A 13,942-nucleotide genomic window follows, 5' to 3' on the forward strand; every position below is an offset into this window, starting at 1 on the left:
GCGACGGTCAGGCGGTGACGCGGGTGGCCCCCGGGGCCTCCTGCACCACCGGCTCGGCCGGCGGCGCCGGCGGGGTCGCCCCGCTCCTGCCGCGGCCGGTCAGGCGGCGCGTCCAGCCGGCCGCCGTCGCGCGGGCCTCGGGCCTGAACGCCAGCCCGGCGGCGAGCGCCGCCAGCGGGACGGCGGGCAGCACGTACCGGTAGTCGAACTCGGCGGTGGCCGCGGGCGCGAGCAGCAGCCCCGTGGCGAGCGTCCACGGCAGCAGCGCCTCGCCGCCGAACCGGCGCCACAGCGGGACCAGCCCGGCCAGGCCGAGGAGCAGGATGGCGCCGACCATGGTGCCGCGCAGGTAGAAGACGTCCTGGTAGCCGCGGGCGGCCCCGGCGAACGGCTCGACGACCTGCGTGCGGGCGTTGCCGCGCTCGTAGCCGCGCGCGTCCTGGGCGGCCGTCCCGCCGCCGGGCATGTGCCAGTCGGGCAGAGGCCGGCTCTTCTTCTCGAACTCGTACTGCGCGTACGTCGCCGGGTCGGGGAACACCGTGCGCTTCCACTGGAAGACGCGGAAGAAGTCGTGCGCGACGACCCGCGAGTAGTCGAGTGGCTGGGCGACGATGGCCCGCTTGGCGAAGTCGTTGCCGAGCTTGTTGTTCTCGGGGCTGAACCGCGTGCCGGTGTAGCGGTTGAGCGGGGAGCGGGCGTTCCAGATGCCGTCCTGCGAGTTCGGCAGCCGGTTCGCGGGCTCGGTGCACAGCGGGTACTCGCTGACCGGCAGGTCCTTCATCCGGTGGCAGTCGGCGAACTTGTAGACCCGGGCGTACAGGAAGATCCCGTTGCTCTCGGTGATCGCGAACTTGTCGCTCTCCGCCTTGTACCAGCCCATGTAGCCCAGCACCGGCAGCAGGCAGGCGGCCAGCGTGACGGCCATGAGCCGCCAGCCGCTGCGCCGGACCAGCATGTACACCAGCACGCCGAGGAGCACCGGCATCCCGACCGAGCGGGTCAGCCACGCCATCCCGACGATCAGCCCGACCCCCGCGGCGATCTTCCAGGACGGCTGGTCGCGCCACAGCAGCAGCGTGACCGCGCACATCACCAGGAAGGTGAACGTCGTGTCCGACAGCACCAGGTGTTCGAGCTGGAGCTGGTAGGCGTCCAGCAGGACCGGCGCGGCCGCCAGCGCGGCGCCCCAGCCGGGCAGCCCGAACCGGCGCCGCAGCAGCGCGTAGATCATCACGCCCATGGCCAGGCCCATGAGGTGCTGGAGCCCGGCGACCAGCGCGAAGCTGTGGAACGGCTTGAGGACGAGCAGCAGGAACGAGTACCCGTCGGGCCGCAGCGGGTGCGGATACGGGTCCATCGCGACGTTCAGGTAGTCGAAGCTGTCGTTGAAGAACATCACCGGCTGGTAGCCGAGCATCGCCACCAGACGGAGAAGCGCCGCTATGGCAATGATCACACTGAAGACCGGGTTTCGGCGCGCCAGCGTCCACAACCCGCGGCCGCGTCCGCGACCCGCCTCCGCACTCTCTCCGGGCGCGTCGTCCGGCGCGTCCCCCGATTCCGGACGAACTTGTGAACCGGTTTCGGGCGCGCCCTTAATGGACTCGCCGGACACCGTGGCCGTTATGCCGGATTCCAGACCTTCTGTGCCGGAATCGGGCGTGCCGTTGCCGGCCTCTGACGAAGATTTGGCCGAGTCCGGGGCGGTCGTCGCGTCCCCGGACGCGCCGGCCGGAGCGTCCGGTGCGCCCGGCGCCGCGGCGGCCCCGGCCGTCGTCGCGAGGGCCGTCCCGCCCTGCGCCGACCCGTCGAGCGCGGTGCCTTGCGGCGTTTCCCCCGCCACGGCCGCACCTTCCCTTCGATGTCCGGCCCCCGGTCCGGTGGCATTGCGTTGGTCCAGGGCACTACGTTCGTCCACGGCACTGCGTCCTGCGGCGCGCGTCACAGCCGCCCACCCTTTCCGGGCCGCCGTGCCCGTATGCTTGACGTCCTAACATGCCGCCCGCGACGGTGCCGGATAGGGTTTTCCGGTTGCAAGTGGGCAACACGATACGGGTGCTCTTGACGAGAGCGGCCATCATGCCCCGCCCTCGGCGGGCATCATGAACGCCGACGGGCCGTCCCGATGAACAACACGCGGAACAACAGAGATTAGTGGAAAACGCCGCAGACGGTCAGCAGGTGTAACAGGGTCACCAAGGGTAACGACGCCACCAGGGGTAATGAAGGAGATCGCGTGGAACTCTCCGTAGTGATGCCATGTCTGAACGAGGCCGAGACGGTCGAGACCTGCGTCCGCAAGACCATCGGTTTCTTCGAGGACAGCGGCATCGACGGCGAGGTGGTCATCGCCGACAACGGCAGCACCGACGGCAGCCAGCAGCTGGCCCGCGACGCGGGCGCCCGCGTCGTGCCGGTGGTCGACAAGGGCTACGGCAACGCCCTCATGGGCGGGATCCGGGCCGCGCGCGGCAGGTACGTCGCGATGGGCGACGCCGACGACTCCTACGACTTCACCACCCTCGGCCCGTTCCTGGACGAGCTGCGCGACGGCGCCGACCTCGTCATGGGCAACCGGTTCAAGGGCGGCATCGCCGACGGCGCCATGCCGCCGCTGCACCGCTACCTCGGCAACCCGGTGCTCAGCTTCGTCGGCCGGCTGTTCTTCGGCAGCAAGATCGGCGACTTCCACTGCGGGCTGCGCGCCTTCGAGAAGGACGCGATCCTGCGCCTCGGCCTGCAGACCGGCGGCATGGAGTTCGCCAGCGAGATGGTCGTCAAGGCGACCCTGCAGGGCTACGACATCCGCGAGGTGCCGACCACGCTGTCGCCGGACGGGCGGACCCGCGCCCCGCACCTCAACACCTGGCGCGACGGCTGGCGCCACCTGCGCTTCCTCATGCTCTACAGCCCCCGCTGGCTGTTCCTCATCCCCGGCCTGGTCTTCATGATGCTCGGCCTGGTCGCCGGCGTCGCGCTGTCGACCGGCCCCGTGACCGTCGGGGACATCGCCTTCGACGTCGACACGCTGGTCGGCGCCTCCGCCGCGCTGGTGATCGGCTTCCAGGCGGTGCTGTTCGCGCTGCTGACGAAGGTCTACGCGATGCAGGAGGGATTCCTGCCGCACGACCGCCGCGTGCAGAAACTCATCGACTGGTGGAGCCTGGAGCGCGGCCTGCTGCTCGGCGGGCTGCTCGCCGTCGCCGGCCTCGGCGGCCTCGTCGCGTCCCTGCTGCACTGGCGGGTGAACAGCTTCGGCGAGCTGGACCCGCGGCACTCGCTGCGCATCGTCGTCCCCGCCGCGACCGCGCTGGTGATGAGCTTCCAGGCCATCTTCGCCTCGTTGTTCGTCAGCATCCTCGGCATCCGGCGCCGCCAGCACCCGCCGCTCACGGACCCGGCCGAGGAGGCCGCGGGCGTCGTCGACGCCGCCGTGCAGAAGGTCGCCGAGGCCGAGAAGGCGGCGAAGGCGGCGAAGGCGGCCAAGGCCGAGAAGAACGAGAAGGGCGCGGCCGAGGACGAGCCGGAGAAGGTCACCGCGGGCAAGGCGGGCGCCACCCCGGCCGAGGCCGGCGACGAGGACGCTCGCTGAGCGTCTCCGGGCCGGGCCCGGGCGCTCCGCCCGCGATATGACAGGCTTGACCGTCGATGGAGCTTCTTCCCCCGGTAGTGCGCGCCCGGCGCGCCGCCCGCCGGTGAGCACGCGCGCGCCGCAGGACGCCGCGCGCCCGGACGCCCCGCACGAAGGCGGCGCCGCGCGGCCTCCGGCCTTTCCGGCCGGCCCGGCCGCCGCCCCGCCGCGGGCGGACCGCCGCCGCTGGGCCTGGCTGTTCGCGCTCGGGTGGCTCGCGCAGGTCGCCGTGCGGCTCTGGCTCGCGTCGGGGCAGACGCTTCCGGTGGCGACGCCGGACGAGTCGGGGTACCTGTTCGCCGCCCGCGTCCTGACCGGCGGGCCCGACGCCGACATGTCGTTCGGGACGGTGTACCGCGGCGGCTACCCGCTGCTGCTGACGCCCGCCTTCTGGATCGGCGACGGCCCGGTCGCGGTCTACCGGGCCGCCCTGGCGATCAACGCGCTGGTCAGCGCGGCGATGCTGCCGCTGGCCTACCTGCTGCTGCGCCGGCTGGCGGTGCGGCGGCGCTGGGCGTACGTCTTCGGGCACGTCACGGCGCTGCTGCCGTGCGTGCTGTTCTACTCCGGGTTCGTGCTGACCGACGCGATCCTGCCGGTGCTCGTGGCCGGCTGGCTGCTCCTGGCGCACACCTGGCTGACCGCCCCGCCCCCGGACGGGCGCCGCCCGTCCCTCCGGCTGACAGCGGCCGGGGCGGGCGCGTCGCTGCTGGTCGCCTACGCCTACGCCTGCCACACCCGCGGCGCGATCCTGCTGCTCGTGCACGCCGCGCTGCTCGGCGCCGCCCTGGTGTTCCGGTGGCGGTCCTGGCGCGCCGTGTCCGCCGCCACGCTCGCCCTCGCCGCCGCGACGGCCGCGGGGATGCTGCTGAACCGAACGCTGCTGCCCCACATGTACCCGCAGGGCGACAACGATCTCGGCGGCAACGTCGTGAAGCGCCTCACCACGCTGGACGGGTGGGGCTGGATGCTCTCGCTCGGCACCGGCCAGGTCTGGTACCAGTCCGTCGCGACCGGCGGCGTGGCGGCGCTCGGGCTCCTCGCCGTCGCGTTCCTCGCGGTGCGCCGCGCCACCCCGGGGCCGGTGCGGGCGCTGGCGCTCGCGGTCGTCGCGCTCGTGGCGGGCATCGCGTTCGCCACGTCGGCGGCCCTGCCCGTCGAGTACCGCATCGGCAACTACGTGTACGGCCGCTACCTGGCCAGTGTCACGCCGGCGCTGTTCGCGGTGGGCGTCGCGGTCCTGATGCGCGCCTCGCGGCGCACGCTGCTGTGGGCGGCGGGCGCGGCGGCCGTGCTGACGGTCGTCGCCGCGTGCGTCGTCCAGTGGTACGCGGGCGACCTGCTCACCCGGTACACCTACACCGCCTACGACTTCCCCGAGACGTCGCTCCTGACCTGGGACTGGACGGCGTTCCACCTCTGGCGGGCCACGTCCGCCGGGCTGCTTCTGCTCGTCCTGTCGACGGCGGCCGTCCTGCGGCGGCCCCACCGCCCGACCGGCCGGCTGCTGCTGGCGGGCCTGCTGGCCGCCGTCGCGCTGGCCATGTGCGTCACCGCGACCGAACGCATCGCGCAGCCGCTGGTGCGCGCCGAGACGGCCTACACCGACCTGCGGGGCACCGTCGACCTGACGAAGCAGCGGTCCATCGCCGTCGACTGGAACATCTGGTGGACGATCCGGCTCTCCCAGTACTACTGGGCCTGGTGGAGCGACGGCAGCGTGTTCGACGCCCGCTGGACCGCGCCGCCCCAGGACGCCGACATGGTCGTCCTGGCCTGGCCGAAGAACGCCCCTCCCACCGCGTCCTGGCCGAAGGGCGCTCCGCCCGGCTGGCACGTCGTCGCCAGCCGCCGCACGGTCGAGGGCGACTGGGTCGCCTGGGCCCGCTAGCTTCCGGCGGCGGCCTTCGCGGGGGGATTCCAGAGCTGGAGCACCCCGTCCGACGAGCGCCACATGAGCGTCCAGCCCTGGGCGGGGTCGGGGCGCCAGCCGCCGCCGATCTGCGACTCCATGCCGCGCCAGCGCGTGTAGAGCATCGGCCCCTCGGTCGCGTTGCGGGGGATCGGCATGTAGTGCGGGAAGTCGCGGATCTCGCCGCGCCAGACCGGGCGCCCCCACATGTCGCGCGTGTAGAAGGTGAGGGTCTGCGCGAGCCGCCGGTCGGCGCAGATCAGCGTGATGTCGCGGTGGCCGCCGAGGTACCCGCGCAGCTCGTTCCACGCCTTGTCGCGCGGCAGTTCGGGGACGGCGCGGACGGCCGCCACCGCGTACGTCGCCCCCAGCGCGACCGCCAGGACGGGCGCCGCGACCGTCCGCAGCCGCAGCCGCGACACCAGGCCGGGCGGCAGCATCCGGAACATCAGGATCAGCGATCCGGAGCCCCCGGCGAGCAGCGCGGGCAGCACCGCGAACCAGTACCGCTGGAGCCAGGCGCGCAGCGAGATGTCGTTCGGGTCGAGGACGCCGGAGAACAGCGTCAGCGGCACCGCCAGCGTGAAGAACCACACCAGGACCAGCGCGAGCCGCCGGTCGCGGGTGAGGGCCCAGCCGGCGATGGTGAGGACCAGTGCCCCGGTGAAGACGAGCCCGAGCGGGTTCCAGTCGTGCATCGCGCGCAGGAACGACCGCGCGGCGAGCGAGCGGGTGACGTAGTCGCGGGACTGGCCGCCGTGCTCGGCCGCCGACATGAGCCCGGCGAGCGGGCTGCCCCACACCAGCTGGTTGTGGACGAAGTTGAGCAGCAGGATCGCCAGCATCGGCGCGCCGACCGTGACGTTGCGGCGCCACGGGATGCGCAGCAGCGCCAGATAGGCGGGGATGGCGAGGAAGAGGAAGGCCAGGAACTCCCGGACGAGGAACGACGCGCCGAGGAGCACCCCGGCGGCGAGCAGCATCCGCGTCTGGGCCCGGCCGGACCTGCGGCTCGCGACGACGAGGCCCGCCATCCCGAGGGTGAACAGCCCCGCGCCCGGCATGTCCGGCAGCATCACCCCGGTCGACCAGGTGATCTCGTGGCCGAACGGGTTGGTCATGGTGAAGAACGGGTGGACCAGCATGACCGCCGCGGACGCCAGGCCCGCCACGTCCCCGAACAGGGACCGGACGACCAGGTAGGTCCCGACGAAGAAGGCGGCCCCGCCGAGGGCGGCGACGGTGAAGTAGGCGGCCTGGCCGTCCCCGAGGACCTCCTGGACCAGCCGGGCCGGGAGCACCAGCCCGATCCGGGTGACCTGGTGCGGGACCTCGTCGAACGGCCACTGGGTGAGGGGGATGTGCGGCCAGTCGCGGGCGGCGAGCCACACGTAGTACGGGTCGAAGTACAGCGGCGGGGTCATGATCACCCACTGGGCGAGCACCGCGGACGCCGCGACCAGCAGCGACAGCCACACCACCCGCCGGGTCCGCCGCAGCCGGCTCAGCGGGCCGGTGCGGGCGGACGGCGCGTCCGGCCCCGCGTCGTCGGCTTCCCGGGCGACCGCCTGGTCGGACGTGGTCTGGGCCATGCCTTGAGTTCCCGCCTCCGCTGGTCCGTGCTGTGACGCCGAGCCAGGTTACTCGCGTGCCGCGGCCCCCGTGACGCGACTACCCTTGATTCCATGTCCTCGTCAAGCCGTCATATCTTGACCGCGCCCGCATGGCCGTACGCCAACGGGCCCCGTCACATCGGGCACGTCTCCGGTTTCGCGCTGCCCGCCGACATGTTCAGCCGCTACCAGCGGATGGCGGGCAACAAGGTCCTGATGGTCAGCGGTACCGACGAGCACGGCACGCCGATCCAGGTGCAGGCCGACAAGGAGGGCGTGACGGCCCGCGAGCTGGCCGACCGCTACAGCTCCGTGATCGCCGAGGACCTGTACGGCCTCGGGATGTCCTACGACCTGTTCACGCGCACCACGACGCTGAACCACTACGCGGTCGTCCAGGAGGTCTTCAAGGGCCTGTACGACAACGGCTACATCTTCCCGACCAAGACGATGGGCGCGATCTCGCCGTCCACCGGCCGGACGCTCCCGGACCGCTACATCGAGGGCACCTGCCCCATCTGCGGGTACGACGGGGCGCGCGGCGACCAGTGCGACAACTGCGGCAACCAGCTCGACCCGATCGACCTGATCAACCCGGTGTCGCGGATCAACGGCGAGACGCCGAAGTTCACCGAGACCGAGCACTTCATGCTCGACCTGCCCGCGTTCACCGAGGTCCTCGGCCGGTACCTGCGGGGTAAGCAGGGCCAGTGGCGGCCGAACGTGCTGAAGTTCGCGCTGAACCTCCTCGACGACATGCAGCCGCGGGCGATCAGCCGCGACCTCGACTGGGGCGTGCCGATCCCGCTGGACGGCTGGCGCGACAACCCGGCCAAGAAGCTGTACGTGTGGTTCGACGCCGTCGTCGGCTACTTCTCCGCGTCGGTGGAGTGGGCGCGGCGCTCCGGCGACCCCGAGGCATGGCGCGCCTGGTGGCAGGACCCGGAGGCCCTGTCCTACTACTTCATGGGCAAGGACAACATCGTCTTCCACGCCGAGATCTGGCCGGCGATGCTCCTCGGCTACAGCGGCCAGGGCGACAAGGGCGGCACGCCCGGCTCGCTGGGCGCGCTGAACCTCCCGACGGAGGTCGTGTCGTCGGAGTTCCTGACGATGGAGGGCCGCAAGTTCTCCTCGTCCCGCCAGGTGGTCATCTACGTGAAGGACTTCCTGGAGCGCTACGACGTGGACGCGCTGCGCTACTACGTCGCGGTCGCCGGCCCCGAGAACCAGGACACCGACTTCACGTGGTCGGAGTTCGTCCGCCGCAACAACGACGAGCTGGTGGCGGCGTGGGGCAACCTCGTGAACCGCTCGGTGAACATGGCGGCGAAGAACTTCGGCGCGATCCCCGAGGCGGGCGACCTCACCGACGCCGACCGGGCGCTGCTGGAGCGCAGCCGCGCCGCGTTCGGGGCCGTGGGCGCCGAGCTCGGGCGGTCGCGGTTCAAGAACTCGATCACCGAGGCGCTGGACGTCGTCCGCGACGCCAACAAGTACCTGTCGGACCAGGCGCCCTGGAAGCTCAAGGACGACCCCGAGCGCGTCAAGTCGATCCTGCACACCGCCCTCCAGGTCGTCGACGACGCCAAGACGCTCCTGACGCCGTTCCTGCCGAACTCCTCGCAGAAGGTCTACGAGATGCTCGGCGGGCAGGGCGTGTGGAGCGGCATGCCGAGGCTGGAGACGGTGTCGGAGGAGGGCGGCCCCGACTACCGCGTCCTCACCGGCGACTACGCGACCGAGGCCCGCTGGGAGTCCATGCCGATCAAGCCGGGCGTCCCGCTGGCCAAGCCGGTGCCGCTGTTCAAGAAGCTGGAGACGTCCGTGGTGGACGAGGAGCTCGCCCGGCTGGAGAAGGCGTGACCCAGGAGGGGGACGGGCAGGCGTCCCGTTCCTACCCGCCGCTGCCCGAGCGCCTGCCCGTCGACGTCTTCGACAGCCACTGCCATCTCGACATCGTCGAGACGCCGGTGGACGAGCAGCTGAGGTCGGCGAAGGCCGGGGGCGTCGCGCGGATCGTCACGATCGGCTGCGACCTGCCGTCCTCCCGGTTCGCGGTGGACGCCGCGGGCGAGTTCGACGACGTGTACGCCGCGGTCGCGATCCACCCGAACGAGACGACGGGCGTCAGCGACGCCGTCCTGGCCGACGTCGCCCTGCTCGCCGCGCACCCCAAGGTCCGCGCGATCGGCGAGACGGGCCTGGACTACTACCGCGACTGGGCGCCGAAGGAGGACCAGCACCGCTCCTTCCGCGCCCACGTCGACATCGCCAAGCGCACCGGCAAGGCCCTGGTGATCCACGACCGGGAGGCACACGACGACGTGCTGGCGATCCTGGAGGAGGAGGGGGCGCCCGACACGGTCGTCTTCCACTGCTACTCCGGTGACGCCGCCATGGCGCGGGTCTGTGCCGATCGCGGCTACCTGATGAGCTTCGCCGGGAACGTCACGTTCAAGAACGCCGAGCCCCTGCGGGAGGCGCTGCGCGCCGCGCCGCTCGACCTGCTGCTGGTGGAGACCGACGCGCCGTTCCTGACGCCGATCCCGCACCGTGGCAAGCCGAACGCCTCGTACCTGATCCCGCACACCGTCCGCGCGATGGCGGAGGTCAAGGGCGTCGACCTGGCGGAGCTGTGCGCCGCGATCGCCGCGAACGGGGAGCGCGCCTTCGGTCCCTGGTGACCGGTGCGGGTCCGGCCGGGGCGGAGCGGATCCCGGGGTGGGCATATCGGGCAAATGGGGCGAGTGGCGGCGTTCCGGTGGCGGAGACGGGCGGGGAGCTCTAATCTCTGGCCGTTGGACGGGCGCCCCCCGAGCCCGGCTCCCTGGAGGAACTCCCCGTGCCTTCCCCATCCGTGCCGCGCGAGCGCGCCGCCCGCGCGCTCGCGCCCCTCGCCGTCCTGCTGGCGTCCGCGCTGCTCGCCTCGGCGTGCGGCGGGGACGGCGGCTCGGCGGCCCCGAAGCGCGGCGTCGTCGCGGACGCGCCGCGCACCACCGCCCCCGCGCCGCGCAAGATCGTCATCGTGGTCGACGCGAAGAAGACCGAGACCATGACGACCGGCGCGACCGTCGGCCAGGTGCTGGAGCAGGCGAAGATCGCGCTCGGCCCGCACGACCTGGTCGAGCCGGCCGCCGACAAGCCCGCCGGCGACGTCATCAAGATCATGCGGCTGCTGTCGGAGCCGGTGACCAAGGTCGTGAAGACGACCGCCCCGACGGTCCGCAAGAAGAGCTCGTCCGTCGCGCCGTGGAGCGAGAAGGAGCTGCGCAAGGGCCGTCCCGGCATCACGATCGTGAAGGTCGCCTACGTCCGGCGCAAGGGCCGCAAGGTCGTGAAGGTTCTCGCGAGGAAGGTCAAGCGCAAGCCCGTCGCGCAGATCATCGCGGTGGGGCCGAAGTCGGCGAACAGCGGCTCGGTGACGCAGTTGAACTGGCACGGCCTCGCCAACTGCGAGTCCCACAACAACCCCAAGGCCGTGAACCCGGCCGGGTACTACGGCCTCTACCAGTTCTCCCTGGCGTCGTGGGCGTCGGTCGGCGGCTCGGGGAAGCCGTCGGACGCCAGCTCGGCCGAGCAGACCTACCGGGCCCAGCTGCTCTACAAGCGGGTGAACGGCCGCTGGCAGGGCCAGTGGCCCAACTGCGGGAAGTTCCTGTTCTCCTGACCGGCGCCCGCGGGGCCCTGGGGACCGGGCCCGCGCGATGACAGGAGAGACTTGACGCATGGGGGACACCAGGGGCCTGCTCGGGCCGGCGGACGTGCGGGAGCTGGCCGGGCGGCTCGGCATCAGGCCGACGAAGACGCTCGGGCAGAACTTCGTCATCGACGCCAACACCGTCCGGCGGATCGTCCGGGCCGCCGAGCTGGACCCGGGCGACGTCGTCATCGAGGTGGGGCCCGGGCTGGGGTCGCTCACGCTGGCACTGCTGCCGCAGGTGCGGCGGGTCGTCGCCGTGGAGATCGACCCGGTGCTGGCCGCCGAGCTGCCGGCCACGGCCGCCGCCCGGGAGCCGGACCTCGCGGGGCGCCTTGAGGTCGTGCGCGCCGACGCGATGAGGATCGCGGAGCTGCCGGGGCCCGCGCCGACCGCCCTCGTGGCGAACCTGCCCTACAACGTCGCCGTCCCCGTCGTGCTGCACCTTCTGGCGACGCTGCCGTCGCTGCGGTCCGCGCTGGTGATGGTGCAGGCCGAGGTCGCCGACCGGATGGCCGCCGCGCCCGGCTCCAAGATCTACGGGGTGCCGTCGGTGAAGCTCGCCTGGTACGGGGAGGCCCGGCGGGCCGGGGCCGTCGGGCGCGCCGTGTTCTGGCCCGCGCCGAACGTCGACTCCGGGCTCGTGGCGTTCACCCGCCGCGACCCGCCGCCGACCGGGGCGACCCGGGAGGAGGTGTTCGCCGTGGTCGACGCCGCGTTCGCGCAGCGCCGCAAGACGCTGCGCGCGGCCCTCGCGGGATGGGCCGGGTCGGCGCCCGCCGCCGAGGAGGCGCTGCGCGCCGCGGGCGTCGACCCGCGGACCCGGGGCGAAGCGCTGGACGTGGCCGCCTTCGCCCGAATTGCCGAGTATGGTCCTTCTCGCCGGGGTGATCTCTCTCGACCCCCCGAGGCCAGAGCTCCCCGCGGGGGATGAGACAGCATCAGCACGAGCCGGAGGTCGATGTGAAGGCGCGTTCGCGGGCGGCGCGGACCCGGATGCCGATCGTGGGGACGGCACTGCTCGCGATCGCGGGCACGATCGCCACGGTCGCGGCGGGCTGCGGGGGCGGCGCCGGCGCGGCACCCAAGATCACGACGACGGCGCGGGCGGGCGTGGCGCCGGTCCCGCCGGGCCAGGGGGCCTACTTCGGGGCGTGGGTGCCGCCGGAGGGCGGCCTGCCGTCCGCCTCCGCCTCGCCGTCCCCGTCCGGCTCGCCGTCGGAGTCGCCGTCGGAGTCGCCGCCGGACTCCGGGGCGCCTTCGGGGTCGCCGTCCGGGAAGGACGCCGGCAAGCCGGGCATGGCGCCCGTCGCCGGTTTCGAGCAGCGGCTCGGCCGCCGGCTCGACATCGTGCAGAGCTACCGCGGCTGGAAGAGCGACTTCCCGGGCGCGCTGGAGAAGTCCGTCGCCGACGGCAACCGCTACCTGCTGCTGACCTGGGACGGCGGCGACGCCCGCGAGATCGTCCAGGGCGAGCACGACGACCTGATCGCCAAGCGCGCCCGCGCCGTCAAGGCCCTCGGCAAGCCCGTGTTCCTGCGCTGGTCGCGGGACATGGACAGGGCGTCCGAGCAGAAGCGCGTCCACTCGGCCGCCGACTTCACGGCCGCGTGGAAGCACCTGCGGGCGATCTTCAAGCGGGAGGGCGTCGACAACGTCGCCTGGGTGTGGTGCCCCACCGCCCGCGGCTTCAACGGCGCGAACGCGGGCTCGTACTACCCCGGCGACGACCAGGTCGACTGGATCTGCGCCGACGCCCAGCCCGGCGCCGACTACGACTACCGCGACCTGTCGGAGGCGCTGAAGCTCTTCACCGAGTGGGCCCGGGGACGCCACAAGCCCATCATGATCGCCGAGTTCGGGGTGCCGAAGTCCTACGGCCCGCGCCGCGCCGAATGGCTCCGCGAGGCCGCCAAGACCCTGCAGGACCCGCAGGTCAAGGCCGTCGTGTACTTCAACTCCGACGAGCAGGCGAAGAACGCCCGCGACAGGCGCCGCTCCTACTCGGTGACCGGCGACACGCACGCGATGTCGGCGCTGCGCGAACTCGCCACGACGCCGTACTTCAACCCCCGCAACCTCCCCGTCACAAGCGGCGGCTGAGGGTCCCGTAGGGTTTCGCGAGTGAACGCAGTGACGGTGCGGGTCCCCGCCAAGGTGAACCTCCAGTTGGGCGTCGGGCCGATCCGCGACGACGGCTACCACGACCTCGTCAACGTGTTCCACGCCGTGTCGCTGTTCGACGAGGTGACGGCCGAGCCCGCCGAGCGGCTGGCGGTGGAGGTCCGGGCGGCCCCGCACTCGCGCGTCGCGGTCGGCGGCGTCCCCACCGGCGAGGACAACCTCGCCGCCAGGGCGGCCCGGCTCGTCGCGGCGCGCCTCGGCGTCGAGACGGCCGTGCGGCTCTCGATCCGCAAGGCGATCCCGGTCGCGGGGGGCATGGCGGGCGGCAGCGCCGACGCCGCCGCCGCGCTCGTCGCGTGCGCCCGGCTCTGGGACGACCGCGAGGAGCCCGTCCTCACCCGCGACGACCTCATGGAGCTCGGCGGCGACCTCGGCAGCGACGTCCCGTTCGCGGTCCTCGGCGGCACGGCCGTCGGCGTCGGGCGCGGGGAGCGGCTCACCCCCGCCCTCACCCGCGGCGCCTTCCACTGGGTGTTCGCGACCGCCGACGGCGGCCTGTCCACGCCGGCCGTCTACGGCGAGTGCGACCGGCTCCGCCTGGCGGCGGGGGAGGCGGCCGCCTGGCCGACCGTGTCCGAGGCGCTGATGACCGCGCTCGCCACCGGGGACGCCAAGGCCCTCGGCGCCGCGCTGTCCAACGATCTGGAGCCCGCCGCGCTGTCGCTGCGCCCGTCGCTGCGCCGCACGCTCGACGCCGGCCGCGAGCTCGGCGCGATCGGGGCGCTCGTCTCCGGTTCCGGTCCCACCTGCGCGTTCCTCGCCGAGACCGACGAGGACGCCGCGGAGCTGGCGGACGCGCTGGACTCGGCCGGCGTCGCGGAGCAGATCGTCCGGGCTCACGGACCCGTCCCCGGGGCCACAGTCGTCTGACGGGACGGTGGGACGCCCCTGTCCCGGTAGCT

Annotated in this window: 10 protein-coding genes; 8 read left to right on the plus strand and 2 right to left on the minus strand. The window is 72.8% G+C overall.

The window, feature by feature from the left end:
* Positions 1–7: 7 nt before the first annotated feature.
* Entirely contained in the window at positions 8–1,456 is a 1,449-nt protein-coding gene (locus tag ABD944_RS07135) for a hypothetical protein (protein WP_345173518.1), read from the minus strand.
* 780 nt (positions 1,457–2,236) lie between these two features.
* Between ABD944_RS07135 and ABD944_RS07140 the strand changes: the two genes are divergently transcribed.
* Positions 2,237–3,592 (plus strand): glycosyltransferase family 2 protein, encoded by a 1,356-nt coding sequence (locus ABD944_RS07140; protein WP_345173520.1) that lies wholly within the window; start codon positions 2,237–2,239, stop codon positions 3,590–3,592.
* Positions 3,593–3,695: 103 nt separating this feature from the next.
* Complete coding sequence (locus ABD944_RS07145; RefSeq protein WP_345173522.1) at positions 3,696–5,522, plus strand: hypothetical protein; 1,827 nt, start codon at positions 3,696–3,698, stop codon at positions 5,520–5,522.
* On the opposite strand, the gene ABD944_RS07150 is transcribed toward ABD944_RS07145, so the two are convergent.
* Positions 5,519–7,135 (minus strand): glycosyltransferase family 39 protein, encoded by a 1,617-nt coding sequence (locus ABD944_RS07150; protein ID WP_345173523.1) that lies wholly within the window; start codon positions 7,133–7,135, stop codon positions 5,519–5,521. The genes ABD944_RS07145 and ABD944_RS07150 overlap by 4 nt on opposite strands.
* Positions 7,136–7,228: 93 nt before the next feature.
* On the opposite strand from ABD944_RS07150, the gene metG reads away from it, so the two are divergent.
* The 6 genes from metG to ABD944_RS07180 all read left to right on the plus strand — a co-directional run bounded on the left by metG (position 7,229) and on the right by ABD944_RS07180 (position 13,910).
* Positions 7,229–9,022 carry a methionine--tRNA ligase gene (gene metG / locus ABD944_RS07155; protein ID WP_345173525.1) on the plus strand — a complete coding sequence of 598 codons (1,794 nt, stop codon included), beginning with the start codon at positions 7,229–7,231 and terminating at the stop codon, positions 9,020–9,022.
* Positions 9,019–9,843 carry a TatD family hydrolase gene (locus tag ABD944_RS07160; RefSeq protein ID WP_345173526.1) on the plus strand — a complete coding sequence of 275 codons (825 nt, stop codon included), beginning with the start codon at positions 9,019–9,021 and terminating at the stop codon, positions 9,841–9,843. The genes metG and ABD944_RS07160 overlap by 4 nt, the downstream gene beginning before the upstream one ends.
* A gap of 158 nt (positions 9,844–10,001) precedes the next feature.
* Positions 10,002–10,826, plus strand: a complete 825-nt coding sequence (locus ABD944_RS07165; RefSeq protein ID WP_345173528.1) for a resuscitation-promoting factor — start codon at positions 10,002–10,004, stop codon at positions 10,824–10,826.
* Positions 10,827–10,884: 58 nt separating this feature from the next.
* The gene (gene rsmA, locus ABD944_RS07170) at positions 10,885–11,790 is read left to right on the plus strand and encodes a 16S rRNA (adenine(1518)-N(6)/adenine(1519)-N(6))-dimethyltransferase RsmA (protein WP_345173529.1); all 906 of its coding nucleotides are present in this window, start codon (positions 10,885–10,887) and stop codon (positions 11,788–11,790) included.
* Positions 11,787–12,959: a glycoside hydrolase family 26 protein gene (locus ABD944_RS07175; protein ID WP_345173531.1), complete on the plus strand. Its 1,173-nt coding sequence runs from the start codon at positions 11,787–11,789 to the stop codon at positions 12,957–12,959. The genes rsmA and ABD944_RS07175 overlap by 4 nt, the downstream gene beginning before the upstream one ends.
* Before the next feature lie 21 nt (positions 12,960–12,980).
* Positions 12,981–13,910: a 4-(cytidine 5'-diphospho)-2-C-methyl-D-erythritol kinase gene (locus ABD944_RS07180; protein ID WP_345173532.1), complete on the plus strand. Its 930-nt coding sequence runs from the start codon at positions 12,981–12,983 to the stop codon at positions 13,908–13,910.
* Positions 13,911–13,942: the final 32 nt, after the last annotated feature.

Origin of the sequence: Actinomadura verrucosospora, from assembly GCF_039540335.1 — a bacterium.
Lineage (GTDB): Bacteria > Actinomycetota > Actinomycetes > Streptosporangiales > Streptosporangiaceae > Spirillospora > Spirillospora verrucosospora.